1 protein-coding gene is annotated in these 26,388 nt (G+C 62.2%); it reads right to left on the reverse strand.

The annotated features are described in order from the left end of the window. Window positions 1–32 precede the first annotated feature (32 nt). A complete protein-coding gene (locus NK8_RS26685; protein WP_213232702.1) occupies window positions 33–26,222 on the reverse strand; it encodes a non-ribosomal peptide synthase/polyketide synthase in 26,190 nt (8,729 codons plus the stop codon). Window positions 26,223–26,388 lie beyond the last annotated feature (166 nt).

Below are 26,388 nucleotides of genomic sequence, written 5' to 3' on the forward strand. Positions count from 1 at the left end.
GTCTATCGACCGATGGCAATACGCGCCGCATTTCAATCATTTGCTACTTTCGATTCTTCGAAGACGTTCAACGACGCAAGCTGTTGTCCGATCGTCACGAGGGACGATGGCTGGCACATATCCGCGTGCGCGCAATCCATATCGACATTCACAATCGATCCATCGGTCCACTCGCGCCATTCTGCGGCATGACGTGGCTGTCCGGGTTTCTCGGATCGAGCGGCCGTGAAGTAGACGATATCGCCGCCATATCGCTTCGGCGCGAACATGGCTTGCAAATGCATGTTTTGCTGCGTTGCATCGATAAGGGTCATGACGTGTCGGTCTGTGATGTAGGCCGGAATCAGACGGTTCGCGCGCAGCGCATCGACTCGTTCCGCAGTCGTCCGCATATCGCGAAGCGCGATGGTCAGTTCGTCGGACATGCCCGGGAACGCGGCTGCCATGAGCGTGCATTCGTCGACCCCGTGCGTTTGGCGGCCATCAGAGAGACGCGAATCCAGCAGAACGAGCTGATCGATTGTTTCGCCAAGGCTCTGAAGTTGTGTCGCCATTTCATACGCCACCAATCCCCCGAAAGACCAGCCAAGCAGGCGATATGGCCCGTGAGGCTGAATGCTGCGGATGCGCGCGATGTAGTCGCTCGCCATCTCTTCGATAGTGGCCGGGCTGTAATCGGGTTGCTGGAGCGCTGGAGTTTGTATGGCGTAGATCGGCTGATTTCCTTCGAGGCTCTTAGCAAAACCCGCATAACTCCAGGCCAGCCCGCCGACCGGGTGGATACAGAACAGCGGAGCGCCTTCGCCCGGAGCGCGGATCGGCAGAATGGTGTCGAATTCCGTGTTCGACGGCGTCGTGTTCAGGCGGTCGGCAAGTTCGGCCACTGAGGGCGCCTTGAACAGTTCGCGGATGGAAATGTTCTGGCCGAGTTTAGCGTCGATATGCGCTGTCAGTTGTACGGCGAGCAAGGAGTGGCCGCCAAGCGCGAAGAAGTTATCGAACACGCTCACCCGTTCGAGACCGAGCACGCTGGCGAAGCACTGCGCGAGCGTGTCTTCGAGAGCGGTACGCGGGGCGACGTATTCGTCGAGACTTTGCCACTGCGGATCGGGCAACGCGCGACGATCGAGCTTGCCGTTCGGTGTGAGAGGCAACGCATCGAGCACGACGAAGGCTGACGGCACCATGTAGTCGGGCAAACGCTGGGCGAGATGTTCGCGCAACGCGCTGGCATCGATCTCAGTCGCTGCGGTGACATAAGCGACAAGCTGCTGATCATCCTGCTGTCTCGCCCGCGCGATGACCACCGCTTCGCGCACAGCCGCATGACTGGCGATCTGCGCCTCGATCTCTCCCAGCTCGATACGGAAGCCGCGAATCTTGACCTGATGATCGTTGCGGCCAAGAAACTCGATGTTGCCATCGGCACGATAACGCGCGAGATCGCCCGTGCGATACATGCGTGCGCCGGCAACGAACGGATCATCGATGAACCGCTCGGCGGTCAGATCCGGGCGATTCAGATACCCACGCGCCACGCCCGCACCACCGATATACAACTCACCCACCGCGCCCGGCGGCACCAGCCGATATTGCGCATCGAGCAGATACATACGCGTGTTGGCGATCGGTCGACCGACCGGCACCGTCGATGACACGCTCGCTTCGACGCCTGCTTGATAGCACGAAGACCAGACCGTGGTTTCCGTCGGACCGTAGAGATTCCACAACGACTTCACCTTGTCGCCAAGACGGGCGGCCAGACCAGCGGACAATGCTTCGCCGCCGCACAATGCGGTCAACTGCGCGTTGCCGGTCCACTGCGCATCGAGCAGCATGCGCCAGGTGGCAGGCGTCGCCTGCATGAAGCTCACGTCATGCTTCGTGAGCAGCGCTTGCAGGGCGAGCGGATCGGCCGCATCGCTTCTGCGTGCGAGTACGACGCGGGCGCCCGTGCTCAGGGGCAGATACAGCTCCAGCCCGGCGATATCGAAGGCGATGGTCGTGACGGCCAGAAGCGTGTCGTCTGCACGCATGGCGGTGACATCGCGCATCGAACAGAGGAAATTCAGCATCTCGCGATGCTCGACCATCACGCCCTTGGGCTTGCCGGTGGACCCCGAAGTAAAGAGCACGTAGGCGAGGTGTTGCGGGGCGACGGCCGTTTGCGGATCGTCTTGCGGGAGGGTGTCATCGAGCGATGCGTCGGGATCGAGCACGGTCAGCGAACCGGTGTCGCCCAGTGCTTCACGACCGGCGGCATCGGCGAGCAGCAGGCGGGGCGTGGAGTCGGTGAGGATATGGCTCAGGCGCTCGCCCGGATAGGCCGGATCGAGCGGCACATAAGCGCTACCCGCCTTGAGTATCGCGAGCAACGCGACGACCATGCCGATGCCACGTTCGACACACAACGCCACACGATCTTCCGGACGCACGCCCAGCGCGATCAGATGATGCGCAAGCTGATTGGCACGCGCATTGAGTTGCGCATAGGTGAGCGATGTATCTTCGAAGACAAGCGCGATCGCATCGGGCGAGCGCTGCACCTGTTGTTCAAACAACTGATGAATGCACAGATGCTCGGGATACGTGGCAGCGGTGTCGTTCCATGTTTCAACGAGCAGCGTGCGGGCTTCAGGCGGCAACACATCGAGCTGATTGACGGGCGTTCGAGGCGCCTGTTCGAGCGCCTGCACGAGACTGGACAACGCCTGTTCCATATACCCGCACAACTGCGTAGGCGACAGCAGCGCGATAGTCTGCGCAGTGAGCCCGAGGCTCTCGCCGTTGTCTTCGACCGCCAGCATCAACGGATAGTTGGTGCGTTCTTCGGCACCGAGCAATTCGATACCGTCGAAGGCCTGAGCATCATCGGCCGATGCCTGATTGTGGCGATAGTTGAGCAAGGCGCTAAAGAGCGGCGCGGGCGCGGTGACACCGCTGCATCGCTGAGCGAGTGCGAGCGGCGCGTGCTGATGCTGCAGCAAAGCCGCGAGACGTTCGTGCGTATCGCGTACGCTGTCGGCGACGGAAGTCCCGTTCACGTCGAGACGAATCGGCAGCGTATTGATCAACAGCCCCAAAGCCTGATCGACGCCCGCCTGCATGCGCCCGAGCAACACGGTGCCGAACACGATGCGTCCGTCGGAATCGATTGCACTGCTCGCACTGAGCACGCGTGCCCAGGCGAGGTGGCAGAGGCTCGCGAGACTCACGCCGAGGCTTCGGGCCTGCGTGCGCAGACGCGTATTGAGCGATGCGGGCAACGTGACACGCGCTTCGGCCACAGCCGAGCCGTCATGATGGACGTTGGTGAGACCGAAAGGCAACGTGGGTTCGCTTACATCGGCGAGCATGTCGCGGAAGAAGGCTTCGTGTGCTTGTTGACTCGCGCCGAGCCGCGCCTGGGCGACCAGATCGCGGAACGGCTGAGCCGCGCCGAGCGAATGTCCGCGGCCATCGAGCAGCGCGCTGATTTCCTTCTGGATGACCTCCAGCGTGACGTGATCGCCGATCAGGTGATGCCAGACGAGCAGCGCGAGCCAGCGGCCCGATGCGGGTTCTTGAGCGATGGTGAGGCGAAGCAGCGGAGCCCGAGTCAATGACAGGCGTTGGGAGCGGGCATCGAACAGGCCTGCGAGTTGTTCAGCGATTGGACCGTGCGTCGGATCGAGTTCGATCTCATCGAGGCTAACCGGTGCTTCACGCAAAACCACTTGCGCGGGCGTGCTCAGCGCATCGTAGATAAAGGCGGTGCGCAGGATGTCGTGCCGTTTGACGACCTGCTGCAAGGCATCGAGCCACGCATCGAGCCGTGCGCGGCTATCGAAGGCAAGACGCGCGGTTTGCAGATACGGATCGCCCTCCGTGGTCAGCATGTGATGGAACAGAATGCCTTCCTGCAGTGGGGCGAGTGCATAAATGTCCTGCACATTGGCGAGCCCGCCGGGCACGTGTTCGACGATGCGATCGATGTCCGATTGCGTGAGCGCGATGAGCGGCAGCATCGCTGGCGTGATCGCGGTGCATTCGGGCGTGATGGCGTTGGGCGGCACGACGATATCGGTCGTGGACGTACCGCGATCGAGTGAAGCGGCCAGCGCGCTAAGCACGGGCGTGGCGAACAGATCGCGCACGCTGGCGTGCAGGCCGACGCGGCGCATGCGCTCGATGAGCGTTACTGCAAGCAGCGAGTGGCCGCCGAGCGAGAAGAAGTTGTCCTGCCTGCCGACGCGCTCGAGGCCGAGCAGTTCGGCCCACAGATCGACCAGTGCGGTTTCGGTTTGACCTTGCGGTGCTTCGAAGGGGCGCAGGGCGAAGGCATCGGCTTGCGGATCGGGCAGTGCGCGACGATCGAGCTTGCCGTTGGGCGTGAGGGGCAGCGCATCGAGCACGACGAAGGCGGAGGGCACCATGTAGTCGGGCAGGCGCGCGCTCAAGTGCTCGCGCAAGGCGTTGCCGTCGATATCGGCAAGCGGCGTGACATAGGCGACCAGTTGCTGGTCATCCTGCTGTCGGGCACGCGCGATGACCACCGCTTCACGCACCGCCGGATGGTCGGTGAGTTGCGCCTCGATCTCGCCGAGTTCGATCCGGAAGCCGCGAATCTTGACCTGATGATCGTTACGGCCGAGGAACTCGATATTGCCGTCGGCGCGATAACGCGCGAGGTCGCCCGTGCGATACATGCGTGCGCCTGGGACGAATGGATCGTCGAGGAAGCGCTCGGCGGTGAGTTCCGGTCGGTTCAGATAGCCACGCGCCACACCCGCGCCACCGATATAAAGCTCGCCGACCGTACCGAGTGGCACCGGCTCGCGTTGCGCATCGAGCAGATAAATGCGCGTGTTGGCGATGGGCTTACCGATGGTTTCCGTCAAACGCTCGCCGTTCTTCATCTCGATCCAGGTCGAGTACGTCGTCGTTTCAGATGGGCCATACAGATTGCACAGCCGCTCGATTCCGGTTTCGGCAAAGATCCGCTTCATGAGTGCAAGCTTCAACGGCTCGCCGGCGAGGTTGATCGTGCGGATCGATGTCAGCGATGCGCTCGCATCCAACAATGCCGTGATGGCCGATGGCACCGTATTGATGAGGCTGACGTCATGCGGACTTCTGACGAGTGCGAGAACGTTGTCGACCAGATGAATCGTTCCGCCTCGCGTCAGAGGAGCGAAACATTCGTAGATCGAGAGATCGAAATTGAGCGAGGTTGCGAACAGTGTTTGCGAGAGCTCTTCCGGCGCGAAGGCCTCGTGGCTCCAGGTCAGGAAGTTGACGGCGTTTCGGTGTTCAATCGCAACGCCTTTGGGCTTGCCGGTGGAGCCGGACGTGTAGATCACATAAGCAAGATGATGCGGAGTGACGGCTGTTTGCGGATCGTCTTGCGAGAGCGCGTCATCGAGCGATGCGTCGGGATCGAGCACGGTCAGCGAACCTGTGTCTCCCAGCGCTTCACGACCAGCGGTATCGGCGAGCAGCAGGCGGGGCGTGGCATCGGTGAGGATGTGGCTCAGACGTTCGCCCGGATAGGCCGGATCGAGCGGCACATAAGCGCCGCCAGCCTTGAGTATCGCCATCAACGCGACGACCATGTCGATGCCACGCTCCATGCACAACGCCACGCGATCTTCCGGACATACGCCCAGCGCAATCAGATGATGCGCAAGCTGATTCGCGCGTGCATTGACTTGAGCATAGGTGAGCGACGTATCTTCGAAGACAAGCGCAATGGCATCAGGCGTGCGTTGCACCTGTTGTTCAAACAACTGATGAATGCACAGATGCTCAGGATAAGCTGCCGCCGTGTCGTTCCAGCGTTCGAGCAGTGCGTGCTCCTCGGGCAGCACGAGTTCATGTGCGTGCAGCGGTGCATCAGGTTGATCGAGCGCTTGTTGAAGCAAGCGTGTAAAGCGTTCGCCCAGCCGTGTGATGGTGCGCTCATCGAACAGGTCGGTGGCGTAGCTGAAGGTACCGGCCAGTCCGTCTTGCGAATGCGTCAGACTGAGCGTGAGATCGAACTTGGCTCCTGCTTCGGCTGCGGGCAGCAATTCCAGTGTGAGACCGGGCAGCGCGAGCGCTTCCATCGGTGCGTTCTGCAACACGAACATCACCTGGAACAGCGGCGTGCGGCTGGTGTCGCGAACTGGCGCGAGTGCTTCGACGAGCTTTTCAAATGGCAGGTCCTGATGCGCGTAAGCGGCCAGCGTCGTATTACGGACTTGCGCAAGCAGATCGCGTAAAGAAGGCGCACCAGAGAGATCGGCACGCAGCACCAGCGTATTGACGAACAGACCGATGAGCGGCTCGATCTGCGCATGCGTGCGGTTGGCGATGGGCGAGCCCACGGCCACCTCCGTTTGCCCTGACAAACGTGCAAGCAGCGTCTGGAACACGGCGAGCAACAGCATGAAGGGCGTGACGCCTTCACGATTCGCAAGCGTGTTCAGGCGCTCGTACAACGCGGGATTTACAGCGAAGGGCAGCGTTGCACCACGTCCGCTGATTTGCGCGGGACGAGGACGGTCGGTGGGCAGATCCAGCGGTGCGAGCTCGGCGAGCTGATTGCGCCAGTACTGAGTCTGACGCTCGAGTTCGGCGCCGGCGAGCCAGTCGCGCTGCCACAGGGTGTAGTCGGCGTATTGCACGGCCAGCGGCGGCAGGGCGATCGGTTCGTTACGCAATGCGGCCGTATAGCAGGCGCCGAGTTCACGCACCAATACACCGCTGGACCATCCATCGGAGACGATGTGATGCATGGTGAACAGCAGAACGTGTTCTTCTTCTGCGAGGCGCAGCAATCGGGCGCGCAACAACGGACCGTGTTGAAGATCGAAGGGACGGCGGCCTTCGTCTTGTGCGAGGCGTCGGACTTCGGCGGCTTGTGTACCGGGAGCGAGTGTGTCCAACGGCAGTGCGAGTTCCAGTTCCGCAGCGATGCGCTGAACGGCTTGACCATCGTGCTGCGCGAAAGACGTACGAAGGCTTTCGTGACGCGCAACGAGCGCGTTCAAAGCCGCATGAAACGCGGGAACATCGAGTGCGCCGCTCAGACGCAGGGCAATCGGGATGTGATAGGTCGATTGTCCGGGGTTCAGTTGCTCGAGGAACCACAAACGTTCTTGCGCGAAGGACAGCGGCAGATGCGCGGGACGCGGAAGTGCCTGCAGAGGCGGTAACGCAATGACCTGCTGAGACGATTCCCCAAGAGCTTCAGCGAGTGAGGCAACACTGGGCGCGTCGAACAGCGCACGCAGAGGCAATTCGATAGCAAGCGCCTCACGCAAACGCGACACGAGTTGCGTGGCGAGCAACGAATGCCCACCGAGCGCGAAGAAGTTATCGAACACGCTCACCCGCTCGAGACCGAGCACGCTGGCGAAGCACTGCGCGAGCGTGTCTTCGAGAGCGGTACGCGGGGCGACGTATTCGTCGAGGCTTTGCCACTGCGGATCAGGCAACGCGCGACGATCGAGCTTGCCGTTCGGTGTGAGAGGCAGCGCATCGAGCACGACGAAGGCTGACGGCACCATGTAGTCGGGCAAACGCTGGGCGAGATGTTCGCGCAACGCGCTGGCATCGATCTCAGTCGCTGCGGTGACATAAGCGACAAGCTGCTGATCATCCTGCTGTCTCGCCCGCGCGATGACCACCGCTTCGCGCACAGCCGCATGACTGGCGATCTGCGCCTCGATCTCTCCCAGCTCGATACGGAAGCCGCGAATCTTGACCTGATGATCGTTGCGGCCAAGAAACTCGATGTTGCCATCGGCACGATAACGCGCGAGATCGCCCGTGCGATACATGCGTGCGCCGGCAACGAACGGATCATCGATGAACCGCTCGGCGGTCAGATCCGGGCGATTCAGATACCCACGCGCCACCCCCGCACCACCGATATACAACTCACCCACCGCGCCCGGCGGCACCAGCCGATATTGCGCATCGAGCAGATACATACGCGTGTTGGCGATCGGTCGACCGACCGGCACCGTCGATGACACGCTCGCTTCGACGCCTGCGTGATAGCACGAAGACCAGACCGTGGTTTCCGTCGGACCGTAGAGATTCCACAACGACTTCACCTTGTCGCCAAGACGGGCGGCCAGACCAGCGGACAACGCTTCGCCGCCGCACAATGCGGTCAACTGCGCGTTGCCGCTCCACTGCGCATCGAGCAGCATGCGCCAGGTGGCAGGCGTTGCCTGCATGAAGGTCGTGTCATGCTTCGTGAGCAGCGCTTGCAGGGCGAGCGGATCGGCCGCATCGCTTCTGCGTGCGAGTACGACGCGGGCGCCCGTGCTCAGGGGCAGATACAGCTCTAGCCCCGCGATATCGAAGGCGATGGTCGTGACGGCCAGAAGCGTGTCGTCTGCACACATGGCGGTGACATCGCGCATCGAGCAGAGGAAGTTCAGCATCTCGCGATGCTCGACCATCACACCCTTGGGCTTGCCGGTGGAACCCGAAGTAAAGAGCACATAGGCGAGGTGTTGCGGGGCGACGGTCGTTTGCGGATCGTCTTGCGGGAGGGTGTCATCGAGCGATGCGTCGGGATCGAGCACGGTCAGCGAACCGGTGTCGCCCAGTGCTTCACGACCGGCGGCATCGGCGAGCAGCAGGCGGGGCGTGGAGTCGGTGAGGATATGGCTCAGGCGCTCGCCCGGATAGGCCGGATCGAGCGGCACATAAGCGCTACCCGCCTTGAGTATCGCGAGCAACGCGACGACCATGCCGATGCCACGTTCGACACACAACGCCACACGATCTTCCGGACGCACGCCCAGCGCGATCAGATGATGCGCAAGCTGATTGGCACGCGCATTGAGTTGCGCATAGGTGAGCGATGTATCTTCGAAGACAAGCGCGATCGCATCGGGCGAGCGCTGCACCTGTTGTTCAAACAACTGATGAATGCACAGATGCTCGGGATACGTGGCAGCGGTGTCGTTCCATGTTTCAACGAGCAGCGTGCGGGCTTCAGGCGGCAACACATCGAGCTGATTGACGGGCGTTCGAGGCGCCTGTTCGAGCGCCTGCACGAGACTGGACAACGCCTGTTCCATATACCCGCACAACTGCGTAGGCGACAGCAGCGCGATAGTCTGCGCAGTGAGCCCGAGGCTCTCGCCGTTGTCTTCGACCGCCAGCATCAACGGATAGTTGGTGCGTTCTTCGGCACCGAGCAATTCGATACCGTCGAAGGCCTGAGCATCATCGGCCGATGCCTGATTGTGGCGATAGTTGAGCAAGGCGCTAAAGAGCGGCGCGGGCGCGGTGACACCGCTGCATCGCTGAGCGAGTGCGAGCGGCGCGTGCTGATGCTGCAGCAAAGCCGCGAGACGTTCGTGCGTATCGCGTACGCTGTCGGCGACGGAAGTCCCGTTCACGTCGAGACGAATCGGCAAGGTATTGATCAACAGCCCCAACGCCTGATCGACGCCCGCCTGCATGCGCCCGAGCAACACGGTGCCGAACACGATGCGTCCGTCGGAATCGATTGCACTGCTCGCACTGAGCACGCGTGCCCAGGCAAGGTGGCAGAGGCTCGCGAGACTCACGCCGAGGCTTCGGGCCTGCGTGCGCAGACGCGTATTGAGCGATGCGGGCAACGTGACACGCGCTTCGGCCACAGCCGAGCCGTCGTGATGGACGTTGGTGAGACCGAAAGGCAACGTGGGTTCGCTTACATCGGCGAGCATGTCACGGAAGAAGGCTTCATGTGCTTGCTGGCTTGCGCCGAGCCGCGCCTGAGCGACCAGATCGCGGAACGGCTGAGCCGCGCCGAGCGAATGTCCGCGGCCATCGAGCAGCGCGCTGATTTCCTTCTGGATGACCTCCAGCGTGACGTGATCGCCGATCAGGTGGTGCCAGACGAGCAGCGCGAGCCAGCGGCCCGAGCCGGGTTCTTGAGCGATGGTGAGGCGAAGCAGCGGAGCCTGAGTCAATGACAGGCGTTGGGAGCGGGCATCGAACAGGCCCGCGAGTTGTTCAGCGATTGGACCGTGCGTCGGATCGAGTTCGATCTCATCGAGGCTAACCGGTGCTTCACGCAAAACCACTTGCGCGGGCGTGCTGAGCGCATCGTAGATGAAGGCGGTGCGCAGGATGTCGTGCCGTTTGACGACCTGCTGCAAGGCATCGAGCCAGGCATCGAGCCGTGCGCGGCTATCGAAGGCGAGACGCGCGGTTTGCAGATACGGATCGCCCTCCGTGGTCAGCATGTGATGGAACAGAATGCCTTCCTGCAATGGCGCGAGTGCATAAATGTCCTGCACATTGGCGAGCCCGCCGGGCACGTGTTCGACGATGCGATCGATGTCCGATTGCGTGAGCGCGATGAGCGGCAGCATCGCAGGCGTGATCGCGGTGCGTTCGGGCGTGATGGCGTTGGGCGGCACGACGATATCGGTCGTGGACGTACCGCGATCGAGTGAAGCGGCCAGCGCGCTAAGCACGGGCGTGGCGAACAGATCGCGCACGCTGGCGTGCAGGCCGACGCGGCGCATGCGTTCGATGAGCGTTACTGCAAGCAGCGAGTGGCCGCCGAGCGAGAAGAAGTTGTCCTGCCTGCCGACGCGTTCGAGGCCGAGCAGTTCGGCCCACAGATCGGCCAGTGCGGTTTCGGTTTGACCTTGCGGTGCTTCGAAGGGGCGCAGGGCGAAGGCATCGGCTTGCGGATCGGGCAGTGCGCGACGATCGAGCTTGCCGTTGGGCGTGAGGGGCAGCGCATCGAGCACGACGAAGGCAGAGGGCACCATGTAGTCGGGCAGGCGCGCGCTCAAGTGCTCGCGCAAGGCGTTGCCGTCGATATCGGCAAGCGGCGTGACATAGGCGATCAGTTGCTGGTCATCCTGTTGTCGGGCACGCGCGATGACCACCGCTTCACGCACCGCCGGATGATCGGTGAGTTGCGCCTCGATCTCGCCGAGTTCGATACGGAAGCCGCGAATCTTGACCTGATGATCGTTGCGGCCGAGGAACTCGATATTGCCATCGGCGCGATAACGCGCGAGGTCGCCCGTGCGATACATGCGTGCGCCGGCAACGAATGGACTCGCGACGAACCGTTGCGCGGTGAGCGCCGCGCGTCGCAGATAACCGGTCGCGAGACCTGCACCGCCGATGTAAAGCTCGCCGGTGACACCAATGGGCAGGGCGCGAAGATATTCATCGAGCACGTATGCGCGCGTGTTGGCAAGCGGCTGTCCGATGGGAATCGACGTGCCATAGGTGGTGGTATCGCTCAACGCATGGGTCAGCACGCCCACGGTCGTTTCGGTCGGTCCGTAGTGGTTCAGGATGCGCAGATCCGGGTTGAGTGCCTGCACCGACATGATCCACTCGGACCGGGTCGCCTCGCCGCCCAGCACCAGCAACTGCGTGGGCAACGCCGATGTATCGGACATCACGTCGATGAGCGCACGCAGATGCCCCGGCACAATCTTCAGGATGCCGATATTGTTTTCGCGCATATACTGCCCGAACAGATAGCCATCGGAGGTACGCTCGGTCGACAGAATGTGCAGTGCATGACCTGCCACCAACGCGCCGAACAGGATCGTATGGCCGAGGTCGGTGGCGATGGTTGAAGCGAGCGCCATGCTGCCTGGCATGGGCACGTCCATTCTGGCCAGCACGCCGTTCAGATAGTTGGCAAGGTTCCTGTGACTCAGGACGACGCCCTTCGGCTGGCCGGTGGAGCCGGATGTGTAGATCACATAGGCCGGGTACTGCGGGTGCGCTTCGATGGCGGGCTGAGTGTCGGGGCGGGCTTCGATCGCATTCGTTTCGATGTCGGGGCACACGACGGGCAAGTTCCGCGCAACGTCCGGGAGGCGCTCGAGAAGCTGCGGCTGAGTGATCAGCAGGGAGACCTGGGCGTCGTCGAGCATGTACCCGAGGCGATCCGCGACGGAGGTGGGATCGAGCGGCACGTAAGCGCCGCCAGCCTTGAGTATCGCCATCAACGCGACGACCATTCCGATACCACGCTCCATGCACAACGCGACGCGCTCTTCCGGACGCACGCCCAGCGCAATCAGATGATGCGCAAGTCGATTCGCGCGTGCATTGAGTTGCGCATACGTGAGCGATGCGTCTTCGAAGACCAGCGCAATGGCATCGGGCGTGCGTTGCACCTGCTGTTCAAACAACTGATGAATGCACAGATGCTCGGGATATGCCGCCGCCGTGTCGTTCCAGCGTTCGAGCAGTGCGTGTTCTTCAGGCAGCACGAGTTCATGTGCGTGCAGCGGTGCATCAGGTTGATCGAGCGCTTGTTGAAGCAAGCTCGTAAAGCGTTCGCCCAGCCGTGCGATGGTGCGCTCATCGAACAGGTCGGTGGCGTAGCTGAAGGTACCGGCCAGTCCGTCTTGCGAATGCGTCAGACTGAGCGTGAGATCGAACTTGGCTCCTGCTTCGGCTGCGGGCAGCAATTCCAGTGTGAGACCGGGCAGCGCGAGCGCTTCCATCGGTGCGTTCTGCAACACGAACATCACCTGGAACAGCGGCGTGCGGCTGGTGTCGCGAACTGGCGCGAGTGCTTCGACGAGTTTTTCAAATGGCAGATCCTGATGCGCGTAAGCAGCCAGCGTCGTATTACGGACTTGCGCAAGCAGATCGCGTAAAGAAGGCGCACCAGAGAGATCGGCACGCAGCACCAGCGTATTGACGAACAGACCGATGAGCGGCTCGATCTGCGCATGCGTGCGGTTGGCGATGGGCGAGCCCACGGCCACCTCCGTTTGCCCTGACAAACGTGCAAGCAGCGTCTGGAACACGGCGAGCAGCAGCATGAAGGGCGTAACGCCTTCACGATTCGCAAGCGCGTTTAGGCGCTCGTACAACGCGGGATTTACAGTGAAGGGCAGCGTTGCACCGCGTCCGCTGATCTGCGCGGGACGAGGGCGATCGGTGGGCAGATCCAGCGGTGCGAGTTCGGCAAGCTGATTGCGCCAGTACTGAGTCTGACGTTCGAGTTCGGCGCCGGCGAGCCAGTCGCGCTGCCACAGGGTGTAGTCGGCGTATTGCACGGCCAGCGGCGGCAGGGCGATAGGTTCGTTGCGCAATGCGGCCGTATAGCAGGCGCCGAGTTCACGCACCAATACACCGCTGGACCATCCATCGGAGACGATGTGATGCATGGTGAACAGCAGAACGTGTTCTTCCTCTGCGAGGCGCAGCAATCGGGCGCGCAACAACGGACCGTGTTGAAGATCGAAGGGTCGACGGGCTTCGTCTTGCGCGAGGCGTCGGACTTCGTCGGCTTGTGTGCCGGGAGCGAGTGCGTCCAACGGCAGAGCCAGTTCCAGTTCCGCAGCGATGCGCTGAACGGCTTGGCCATCGTGCTGGGCGAAAGACGTACGCAGGCTTTCGTGACGCGCAACGAGCGCGTTCAAAGCGGCATGAAACGCGGGAACATCGAGCGTGCCGCGCAGACGCAGGGCAATCGGGATGTGATAGGTCGACTGTCCGGGGTTCAGTTGCTCGAGGAACCACAAACGTTCTTGCGCGAAGGACAGCGGCAGATGCGCGGGACGCGGAAGTGCCTGCAAACTCGGCAATGCAATGACCTGACGAGACGATTCCTCCAGCGTTTCAGCAAGCGATGCAACACTGGGCGCATCGAACAGCGCGCGCAGAGGCAATTCGATAGCAAGCGCCTCACGCAAACGCGACACGAGTTGCGTAGCAAGCAAGGAGTGGCCGCCAAGCGCGAAGAAGTTATCGAACACGCTCACCCGTTCGAGATCGAGCACGCTGGCGAAGCATTGTGCGAGCGTCGCTTCGAGAGCGGTACGCGGGGCGACGTATTCGTCGAGGCTTTGCCACTGCGGATCAGGCAGCGCGCGACGATCGAGTTTGCCGTTCGGTGTAAGAGGCAACGCATCGAGCACGACGAAGGCTGACGGCACCATGTAGTCGGGCAAACGCGAACTCAAGTGCTCGCGCAACGCGTTCGCATCGATCTCCGAAGCCAGCGTGACATAGGCAACAAGCTGTTGATCCTGCGTCTTCTCGTGACGCGCCCGCGCGATGACAACCGCTTCGCGCACAGCCGGATGACTGGCGATCTGCGCCTCGATCTCACCCAGCTCGATCCGGAAGCCGCGAATCTTGACCTGATGATCGTTGCGGCCAAGAAACTCGATATTGCCATCGGCACGATAACGCGCGAGATCGCCCGTGCGATACATGCGTGCGCCGGCAACGAACGGATCATCGAGGAACCGCTCGGCAGTCAGCTCAGGCCGATTCAGATACCCACGCGATACCCCAGCCCCACCGATATAAAGCTCACCCACCGCACCCGGCGGCATCAACTGACGTTGTGCATCGAGCAGATAGACGCGTGCATTGTCAATCGGCTTGCCGATGACAGGTTGCGTTTGCTCGGTCGTGATCTCGGTGACAGTGGCATCCACCGTGCATTCCGTTGGACCGTAGACGTTGAACGCGCGGATTTGATCGGCATGCGCCAGGCAATTCCACATTTGTTGCGTGAGTGCTTCGCCGCCGACGAGCAGCGTCAGGTCAGACTGTCGCCGTTCGAGCAGACCGGTCGCGAGCAGTGCATCGAGCTGAGTGGGCGTGCAATCGAGCACATCGACGTCGGCGGCGTTCAGAAACTCGATCAACGCTGCGGCATCGGCCCGCACGTCGGCGGGAATCACGATCAAACGATGTCCCGCCAGCAAGGACGAAAGGCTCTTAAGCGAGGAATCGAATGCGATGCTGGCATTCAGGCTGACACCGGAGTTCGCCGCGCAATGTGCGAACACCGTCGATTGCAACGCGTGATGGAGGTTCGCTACATGATTATGCGCGACCATCACGCCCTTGGGTATGCCGGTTGAACCCGAGGTGTATATGACGTAAGCAAGATGATGCGGAGCGACGGCTGTTTGCGGATCGTCCTGCGAGAGCGCGTCATCGAGCGATGCATCGGGATCGAGCACGGTCAGCGAACCTGTGTCACCCAGCGCTTCACGACCAGCGGTATCGGCGAGCAGCAGGCGGGGCGTGGCATCGGTGAGGATATGACTCAGACGTTCGCCCGGATACGCCGGATCGAGCGGCACATAAGCGCCGCCAGCCTTGAGTATCGCCATCAACGCGACGACCATGCCGATACCACGCTCCATGCACAACGCCACGCGATCTTCCGGACGCACGCCCAGCGCAATCAGATGATGCGCAAGTTGATTGGCGCGTGCATTGAGTTGCGCATACGTGAGCGACGCGTCTTCGAAGACCAGCGCGATAGCATTAGGCGTGCGTTGCACCTGTTGTTCAAACAACTGATGAATGCACAGATGCTCCGGATACGCTGCCGCCGTGTCGTTCCAACGTTCGAGCAGTGCGTGCTCCTCGGGCAGCACGAGTTCATGTGCGTGCAGCGGCGCATCAGGTTGATCGAGCGCTTGTTGAAGCAAGCTCGTAAAGCGTTCGCCCAGCCGTGCGATGGTGCGCTCATCGAACAGGTCGGTGGCGTAGCTGAACGTACCAGCCAGTCCGTCTTGCGAATGCGTCAGGCTGAGCGTGAGATCGAACTTGGCTCCAGCTTCGGCTGCGGGCAGCAATTCCAGTGTGAGACCGGGCAGCGCGAGCGCGTCCATCGGCGCGTTCTGCAACACGAACATCACCTGGAACAGCGGCGTGCGGCTGGTGTCGCGAACTGGCGCGAGTGCTTCGACGAGTTTTTCAAATGGCAGATCCTGATGCGCGTAAGCGGCCAGCGTCGTATTACGGACTTGCGCAAGCAGATCGCGTAAAGAAGGCGTACCAGAGAGATCGGCACGCAGCACCAGCGTATTGACGAACAGACCGATGAGCGGCTCGATCTGCGCATGCGTGCGGTTGGCGATGGGCGAGCCCACGGCCACCTCCGTTTGCCCTGACAACCGTGCAAGCAGCGTCTGGAACACGGCGAGCAGCAGCATGAAGGGCGTAACGCCTTCACGATGCGCAAGCGCGTTCAGGCGCTCGTACAACGCGGGATTTACAGCGAAGGGCAGCGTTGCACCGCGTCCGCTGATCTGCGCGGGACGAGGGCGATCGGTGGGCAGATCCAGCGGTGCGAGTTCGGCAAGCTGATTGCGCCAGTACTGAGTCTGACGTTCGAGTTCGGCGCCGGCGAGCCAGTCGCGCTGCCACAGGGTGTAGTCGGCGTATTGCACGGCCAGCGGCGGCAGGGCGATCGGTTCGTTACGCAATGCGGCCGTATAGCAGGCGCCGAGTTCACGCACCAATACACCGCTGGACCATCCATCGGAGACGATGTGATGCATGGTGAACAGCAGAACGTGTTCTTCTTCTGCGAGGCGCAGCAATCGGGCGCGCAACAACGGACCGTGTTGAAGATCGAAGGGTCGACGGGCTTCGTCTTGCGCGACGCGTCGGACTTCGTCGGCTTGTGTACCGGGCGCGAGGGTGTCCAATGGCAGCGCGAGTTCCAATTCCGCAGCGATGCGTTGAACGGCTTGACCATCGTGCTGGGCGAAAGACGTACGCAGGCTTTCGTGACGCGCAACGAGCGCGTTCAAAGCGGCATGAAACGCGGGAACATCGAGGGTGCCGCTCAGACGCAGGGCAATCGGGATGTGATAGGTCGACTGTCCGGGGTTCAGTTGCTCGAGGAACCACAGACGTTCTTGCGCGAAGGACAGCGGCAGATGCGCGGGGCGCGGAAGTGCCTGCAGAGGCGGCAAAATGCTCGAATCGCTGGACGGCTGATTGAGCGAAAGCGCTTCAGCAAGCGATGCAACGCTCGGCGCATCGAACAGCGCGCGCAGAGGCAATTCGATAGCAAGCGCCTCACGCAAACGCGACACGAGTTGCGTGGCAAGCAAGGAGTGGCCACCAAGCGCGAAGAAGTTATCGAACACGCTTACACGTTCAAGACCGAGCACGCTGGCGAAGCACTGCGCGAGCGTCGCTTCGAGCGCGGTACGCGGGGCGACGTATTCGTCAAGGCTTTGCCACTGCGGATCAGGCAGCGCGCGACGATCGAGTTTGCCATTCGGTGTGAGAGGCAACGCATCGAGCACGACGAAGGCTGACGGCACCATGTAGTCGGGCAAACGCGAACTCAAGTGCTCGCGCAACGCGCTTGCATCGATCTCCGAAGCCAGCGTGACATAGGCAACAAGCTGTTGATCCTGCGTCTTCTCATGACGCGCCCGCGCGATGACCACCGCTTCGCGCACAGCCGGATGACTGGCGATTTGCGCCTCGATCTCACCCAGCTCGATACGGAAGCCGCGAATCTTGACCTGATGATCGTTGCGGCCAAGAAACTCGATATTGCCATCGGCACGATAACGCGCGAGATCGCCCGTGCGATACATGCGTGCGCCGGCAACGAACGGATCATCGAGGAACCGCTCGGCAGTCAGCTCAGGCCGATTCAGATACCCACGCGATACCCCAGCACCACCGACATAAAGCTCACCCACCGCACCCGGTGGCATCAACTGACGTTGTGCGTCGAGCAGATAGATGCGTGTGTTTGCTATGGGGCGACCAATCGGCACCAGATTCGTTTCTTCAGGAAGGCATCGATACGCCGTTGCCCAGACAGTCGCCTCCGTAGGACCGTACTCGTTATAAAGCGATACGGGCCGCGGCAACGTCGAGCTTTGCCGTGCGAGATTCGGAGGGCACGCCTCACCCGCGACGATGATTTCCCGAAGCTGATGCTCGCCGCTCGACGACATACTGTCGAGAATGGCCTGACCGAGAGAAGGAACACACAGGACGCGTGTGATGTCACGATCCCGCACGAGCTTGATGATTGCGTTGGGGTCCCGTGCAGTGTCGATATCGACGAGGGCGAGACAGCCCCCGTTAGTGAGCGTCCCGAAGAGGCCGGCGACAGAACTGTCGAATGCTAGCGACGAAAGCAACAGGAAGCGCTCGTTCGAAGCGCGCTCATAGAACTGGTGCCGGGCGCAAGTGGAGGCGACCAACGTTCGATGTTCGATCGCAACGCCTTTGGGCTTTCCGGTGGAGCCGGACGTGTAGATCACGTAAGCAAGATGATGCGGAGCGACGGCTGTTTGCGGATCGTCCTGCGAGAGCGCGTCATCGAGCGATGCATCGGGATCGAGCACGGTCAGCGAACCTGTGTCACCCAGCGCTTCACGACCAGCGGTATCGGCGAGCAGCAAGCGGGGCGTGGCATCGGTGAGGATGTGGCTCAGACGTTCGCCCGGATAGGCCGGATCGAGCGGCACATAAGCGGCGCCAGCCTTGAGAATCGCCATCAGCGCGACGACCATGCCGATACCACGCTCCATGCACAACGCCACGCGATCTTCCGGACACACGCCCAGCGCGATCAGATGATGCGCAAGTTGATTGGCGCGTGCATTGAGTTGCGCGTACGTGAGGGACGTGTCTTCGAAGACGAGCGCAATGGCATCGGGCGTGCGCTGCACCTGTTGTTCAAACAACTGATGAATGCACAGATGCTCCGGATACGTCGCCGCCGTGTCGTTCCAGCGTTCGAGCAGTGCGTGCTCCTCGGGCAGCACGAGTTCATGTGCGTGCAGCGGTGCATCAGGTTGATCGAGCGCTTGTTGAAGCAAGCGCGTAAAGCGTTCGCCCAGCCGTGCGATGGTGCGCTCATCGAACAGGTCGGTGGCGTAGCTGAACGTACCGGCCAGTCCGTCCTCCGAATGCGTCAGACTGAGTGTGAGATCGAACTTGGCTCCAGCTTCGGCTGCGGGCAGCAATTCCAGAGTGAGACCGGGCAGCGCGAGCGCTTCCATCGGTGCGTTCTGTAACACGAACATCACCTGGAACAGCGGCGTGCGGCTGGTGTCGCGAACCGGCGCGAGTGCTTCGACGAGTTTTTCAAATGGCAGATCCTGATGCGCGTAAGCGGCCAGCGTCGTATTACGGACTTGCGCAAGCAGATCGCGTAAAGAAGGCGTACCAGAGAGATCGGCACGCAGCACCAGCGTATTGACGAACAGACCGATGAGCGGCTCGATCTGCGCATGCGTGCGGTTGGCGATGGGCGAGCCCACGGCCACCTCCGTTTGCCCTGACAACCGTGCAAGCAGCGTCTGGAACACGGCGAGCAACAGCATGAAGGGCGTGACGCCTTCACGATGCGAGAGCGCGTTCAGGCGCTCGTACAACGCGGGATTTACAGCGAAGGGCAGCGTTGCACCGCGTCCGCTGATCTGCGCGGGACGAGGACAATCGGTCGGCAGATCCAGCGGTGCGAGCTCGGCGAGCTGATTGCGCCAGTACTGAGTCTGACGCTCGAGTTCGGCGCCGGCGAGCCAGTCGCGCTGCCACAGGGTGTAGTCGGCGTATTGCACGGCCAGCGGCGGCAGGGCGATCGGTTCGTTACGCAATGCGGCCGTATAGCAGGCGCCGAGTTCACGCACCAATACACCGCTGGACCATCCATCGGAGACGATGTGATGCATGGTGAACAGCAAGACGTGTTCTTCTTCTGCGAGGCGCAGCAATCGGGCGCGCAACAACGGACCGTGTTGAAGGTCGAAGGGACGGCGGGCTTCGTCTTGTGCGAGGCGTCGGACTTCGTCGGCTTGTGTACCGGGCGCGAGGGTGTCCAACGGCAGTGCGAGTTCCAGTTCCGCAGCGATGCGCTGAACGGCTTGGCCATCGTGCTGCGCGAAAGACGTGCGAAGGCTTTCGTGACGCGCAACGAGCGCGTTCAAAGCGGCATGAAACGCGGGAACATCGAGGGTGCCGCGCAGACGCAGGGCAATCGGGATGTGATAGGTCGATTGTCCGGGGTTGAGTTGCTCGAGGAACCACAAACGTTCTTGCGCGAAGGACAGCGGCAGATGCGCGGGGCGCGGAAGTGCCTGCAGAGGCGGTAACGCGATGACCTGGCGAGACGATTCCTCCAGCGTTTCAGCAAGCGATGCAACGCTCGGCGCATCGAACAGCGCGCGCAGAGGCAATTCGATAGCAAGCGCCTCACGCAAACGCGACACGAGTTGCGTAGCGAGCAAGGAGTGCCCACCGAGCGCGAAGAAGTTATCGAACACGCTCACCCGTTCGAGACCGAGCACGCTGGCGAAGCACTGCGCGAGCGTGTCTTCGAGCGAAGTGCGCGGGGCGACGTATTCGTCGAGGCTTTGCCACAGCGGATCGGGCAACGCGCGACGATCGAGCTTGCCGTTCGGTGTGAGAGGCAGCGCATCGAGCACGACGAAAGCAGAGGGCACCATGTAGTCCGGAAGACGCGAACTCAAGTGCTCGCGCAACGCGTTCGCATCGATCTCCGAAGCCAACGTGACGTAAGCGACAAGCTGTTGATCATCCTGCTGTCTCGCCCGCGCGATGACCACCGCTTCGCGCACAGCCGGATGACTGGCGATCTGCGCCTCGATCTCACCCAGTTCAATACGGAAGCCGCGAATCTTGACCTGATGATCGTTGCGGCCGAAAAACTCCAGACTGCCATCAGGACGATAACGCCCGAGATCACCCGTACGATAAAGCCGCGAACCAGGAACGAACGGATCGTCGATGAACCGCTCGGCAGTCAACTCTGGCCGATTGAGATATCCCCGCGCCACCCCCGCACCACCGACATACAGTTCACCCACAGCACCGACAGGCGCAAGTTGCCCTTGCGCATCGAGCAGATAGACCGTCAGATCAGGAATACGCACACCGATCGGGCTATTGCCGTCCGCGCAGTCCTCGCGCGTCAACGGCCGATAGGTCACGTGAACGGTCGTCTCCGTAATTCCGTACATGTTGATCAGGCGCGGTTGCTGGTCCGAATGCCGCGCGTACCAGGGTTCGAGCATCGACGGATTCAGCGCCTCGCCGCCGAAGATCACATAGCGCAGTGCAATAGGGCCGTCGTTCGCTTCCTGCGCCTGAATGAGTGCGCGAAACGCGCTGGGCGTCTGATTCAGAACGGTGACGCCTTCGCGCTGAAGCAGACGAAGGAAATCGGGTGCGAACCGGGCCACATGCTGCGGCACGATCACCAGCTTGCCGCCATGGCGCAGCGCGCCCCAAAGCTCCCAGACCGAGAAATCGAACGCGAACGAGTGAAACAGGCACCACACATCGCGTTCATGAAAACCGAACCAGTCCTGCGTCGCGTCGAACAGGCGCACGATCTGCGCATGCTCGACCATCACGCCTTTAGGTTTGCCTGTCGACCCGGACGTGTAGATCACATACGCAAGATGAGGCGGAGCGACGGGCACTTGCGGATCGTCCTGCGGATATGAGTCATCGAGCGATGCATCGGGGTCGAGCACGGTCAGCGAGCCGGTGTCTCCCAGCGCTTCACGGCCGGCGGCATCGGCGAGCAGCAGCCGGGGCGTGGAGTCGGTGAGGATGTGGTTCAGACGCTCGCCGGAATAAGCCGGATCGAGCGGCACATAAGCGCCGCCGGCCTTGAGTATCGCCATCAACGCGACGACCATGCCGATGCCACGCTCCACGCACAGCGCCACGCGATCTTCCGGAGCAACCCCCAGCGCGATCAGATGATGCGCAAGCCGATTCGCGCGCGCATTGAGCTGCCCATAAGTGAGCGACTCATCTTCGAAGACCAGCGCGATTGCATCGGGCTTGCTTCGGGCATGCTGCTCGAAGAGCTGATGGATGCACAGATCCGCAGGATAGCCCGCGCCGATGCCGTTCCATGTTTCGACCAGCAGCGTACGAATATCGGGCGGCAACACGTCGAGCTGGTTCACCGGCGTCCGAGGCGCCTGTTCGAGCGCCTGCACGAGACTCGACAACGCCTGCTGCATATAGCCGCACAACTGCTCAGGCGACAGCGGCGCAACGGTCTGCGCAGTGAGTTCGAGACTGTCGCCGTTGTCATCCACCGAAAGCGTCAGCGGATAGTTGGTCCGCTCTTCGGCACTGAGCAATTCGATGCCGTCGAATCCTTCGCGCTCATCCGCCGGGCCTTGATTGTGGCGATAGTTGAGCAAGGCGCTGAAGAGCGGCGCGGGCGCGGCGACACCGCTGCATCGCTGAGCGAGTGCGAGCGGCGCATGCTGATGCTGCAACAAGGCTGCGAGGCGTTCATGCGTGTCACGCACGCTGTCGGCGACTGCGGCACCGGTTATGTCGAGGCGAACCGGCAGCGTATTGATCAACAGCCCCAACGCCTGATCGACGCCCGCCTGCATGCGCCCGAGCAACACGGTGCCGAACACGATGCGTCCATCGGAGTCGACCGCGCTGCCCGCGTTCAGCACGCGCGCCCAGGCGAGATGACAGAGGCTCGCGAGACTTACGCCGAGGCTTCGGGCCTGCGTGCGCAGACGTGAATCGAGCGACGCGGGCAGCGTCACGCGCGCTTCGGCGATGGCCGAGCCGTCATGATGCACGTCGGTGAGGCCGAAGGGCAGCGTCGGTTCGCTGACATCGGCGAGCATGTCGCGGAAGAACGCTTCATGCGCTTGCTGATTCGCATCGAGCCGCGCCTGCGCGACCAGATTGCGGAACGGTTGAGCCGCGCCGAGCGTATCGCCTTTTCCGTTGACGATCGCATCGATTTCCGCATGCATCACATCCAGCGTCGCGTGATCGCCGATCAGATGATGCCAGTTCAGTTGCACGAGCCAGCGGCTGCTTTGCGCTTCCGGGGCGATCGCGATTCGCAGCAGCGGAGCCTGCGTGAGATCGAGGCGTTGCGTGCGGGCATCGAAGTGTTGCGCCAACTGCCCGTCGATCTCCGTGATCGTCACGGGCGCCTTGCGCCAGACGACCTGAGCGGCGGTGCTGAGGCCATCGTGAATGAAGGCGGTGCGCAGAATGTCGTGCCGGTCGATGACGCGCTGCAAGGCATCGGGCCAGGCATCGAGCCGTGCGCGGCTATCGAAGGCGAGGTGCGCGGTTTGCAGATACGGATCGCCTTCCGTGGTCAGCATGTGATGGAACAGGATGCCTTCCTGCAACGGCGCGAGTGCATAGATATCCTGAACATTGGCGAGGCCGCCGGGAACCTGCGCGACAATTCGATCGATGTCCGTCTGCGTGAGTTCGATGAGCGGCAGCATCGCTGGCGTGAGCGCGGTGCAGCCGAAGGTGATCGCATTGGGCGGCACGACGATATCGACCGTGGACGTACCGCGATCGAGTGAAGGCGCCAGCGCACTGAGCACGGGCGTGGCGAACAGATCGCGCACGCTTGCCTGTATGCCGATGCGCCGCAGCCGTTCGATGAGCGTCACGGCGAGCAGCGAGTGGCCGCCGAGCGCGAAGAAATTGTCGTGACGTCCGACGCGTTCGAGCCCGAGCAACTCGGCCCACAACTCGGCGAGCGCGGTTTCGGTTCGACCTTGCGGCGCTTCGAAAGGGCGCAGCGCGAACGCATCGGCTTGCGGATCGGGCAACGCGCGGCGATCGAGCTTGCCGCTCGGCGTCAGCGGCAGCGCATCGAGCGTGACGAAGGCCGACGGCACCATGTAGTCGGGCAGACGCGAGGCAAGATGCTCGCGCAGGGCGCTGGCATCGATATCGGCATGCAGCGTGACATAGGCGACGAGCTGCTGATCCTGCGAACCTTGATGGCGCGCCCGCGCAATGACCACCGCTTCACGCACCGCCGCGTGGCTTTCGATCTGCGTCTCGATCTCACCAGGCTCGATGCGAAAGCCGCGAATCTTGATCTGATGATCGTTACGGCCGAGAAACTCGATATTGCCATCGAGCCGATAACGCGCGAGATCGCCCGTGCGGTACATGCGGCCACCGGGAACGAACGGGTCATCGAGGAAGCGCTCGGCGGTGAGTTCAGGTCGATTCAGATAGCCGCGCGCCACGCCCGCGCCACCGATATGAAGCTCGCCGACCGCGCCCGGCGGCACCACGCGACGTTGCGCATCGAGCACATAGGCGCGCGTGTTGGCAAGCGGCTTGCCGATCACAGGCTGGGTCTGTTCGGCCGTGATCTCGGCGACGGTCGCATCGACTGTGCATTCGGTCGGACCATAGACGTTGAAGGCGCGAAATTGTCCGGCGCGCGCCAGTCGGTTCCAGGTCTGCGGCGTGAGCGGCTCGCCGCCCACGAGAATCGTCAGAGCCGACTGCCGCCGTTCGAGCAGACCAGCGGAAAACAGCGATTCGAGCTGAGTCGGCGTGCAGTCGAATACGTCGATGCCAGCGGTATCGAGGAAATCGACCAGCGCCATCGCATCGGTGCGTACGTCGGCGGAGACGATCATCAGCCGATGTCCGGACAGCAAGGCGGTGAGGTTCTGCACCGACGCGTCGAACGCGATGCTCGCGTTCAGCGTGACGCCGGAGTGCGGCGCACAATGAGCGAATACCGTCGATTGCAAGGCGTGATGCAGGTTCAGCACATGACGATGCTCGACCAGCACGCCCTTCGGTTTGCCGGTCGAACCGGATGTATAGATCGCATAGGCAAGATGATGCGAGGCGAGTCCGGGCACGAGCGGATCGCCCTGCGGCAGCGTGTCATCGAATGATGCGGCGGGATCGAGCACAGTAAGCGCGCCCGTGTCGCCGAGCGCATGACGGCCGGCGGCGTCGGCGACCAGCAGCAGGGGCGAGGCGTCTTCGAGGATGTAACTCAGGCGCTCGCCCGGATAGGCCGGATCGAGCGGTACATACGCGCCGCCGGCCTTGAGGATCGCGAACAGCGCGCCGATCGCGCCGATGCCGCGCTCCATGCACAGCGCCACGCGATCTTCCGGACGCACGCCGAGCGCGATCAGACGATGCGCGAGCCGGTTGGCGCGCGCGTTGAGTTGCGCGAACGTGAGCGTTTCGTCGTTGCAGACGAGCGCGACGGCATCGGGCGTGAGTCGAACCTGCTGTTCGAGAAGCTGATGGATGCACAGGTGCTCGGGATAAGGCGCGGCGGTATCGTTCCATTGTTCGAGCAGCGCCTTTCGCTCGGGCAACAGGAGTTCGAACGCATGCAGCGGCGCGTCGGGCCGCTCCAGCGCCTGTTCGAGCAGACGCGTGAAGCGCCGCGCATGGGCATCCACGTCTTCCGGCGTATAGAGCGACGGATTGCCGTCGAACATCAGTTCAATACCGAATGCATCGCCTTCGTCGTGCACGATCAGCGCGAGATCATCCGGCGTTCCATAGAACGAGCGATTCGAGCCGATCCGGCAGCCCGCGAAGTCCAGCGCAACGCTGTAGTCGGGCATGATGTTCACGGTGGGGCCGAAGAGCGGCCGGTCGGATTCGATGCGTCCCACATCGCGCCGGATGTCTTTGACGCGATAGCGTTGATGTCGCAGGACCCGGCGACTTTGTTTCGACACCGCGTCGAGCAGATCGACGATGCTCGTGTCCTCGCCGAGCGCCGCCCGCAACGGCAGCGCGTTGGACAACATGCCCGGCACGCTTCTCGCCAGTCGTCCGACCCGCGCCGTCACCGGAAAGCCGAGCACCACTTCGGGTTGCCCGCTCAGACGCGCGACATAGGCGGCCATGACCGCCGTGATGAATTGCGGCCACGTCGCGCCGTTGCGCTCGGAGACTTGCCGCAGAAGCCGCGTCGTTTCGGCTGACAGGCGCATTTGCGCGATCGCCTGTGCGGAGCCGTCCGCGTGAATCGGTTCGTGCGCCATGCATTCGCCGAGAATCACCGGCTCGGGACAGTCCGCCAGATAGTCGCGCCAGAACTGCTGATCACGCTCGAACGCGCTGGACGCGCGGTAGGCGTCATCGTCGTCGAGCAGATCGGCGAGCCGTCCCCAGCCGGCTGGCGCGGGCTCGCGTCGCTCGACGAGCGCGGAATAGACCGCCGCGAGACGCTGCGTGAAAAGGAAAAACGAAAAGCCGTCGAACGCGATGTGATGAATCCGCTGAAACAGAAAGAACCGCGTCGGCCCGGCCTGAAAAAGCGTGCCGTCGAAGAGGGGATGACGGCCGAGATCGATGGCTTCGGCAAGCGCGCCCTGCACATGGCGATCGATGGCTTCTACGGGGTCGGGCGCATCGCTGACATCGACCACGGGCAGCGTGAAGTCTACGAGCGCATCCGGCACGACCTGATGCGGCATGCCATCCTCGATGACGATGCGTACCTGCATCGCGTCCGCTTCGCCGACCGTCTGCCGCACCGCCGCTTGCAGCATTTCGATATCGAGCGGCCCGATGATTTCGGTCAACTGCGCGAGATTGAAGCGCGGATCGCGCAAGTCGAGTTGTTGCCGAAAGAAGATGCCCGATTGAGCGGGAGCAAGAGGAAAGCTGAGCATGGCATCAATCCGTATATGCGAGCACGCGGGTGCTCTGGAAACCGATGATCAAGGACATCGTTACCCAACACGCATGGAAGAAATGCACGTTTGTTCGCGTTTCTTCCAGCCGGCCACGGATCCTTGCGTAGTGATCAGACTGTCAAACCTGATTGCCGTCGATATT

Source organism: Caballeronia sp. NK8, assembly GCF_018408855.1.
Lineage (GTDB): Bacteria > Pseudomonadota > Gammaproteobacteria > Burkholderiales > Burkholderiaceae > Caballeronia.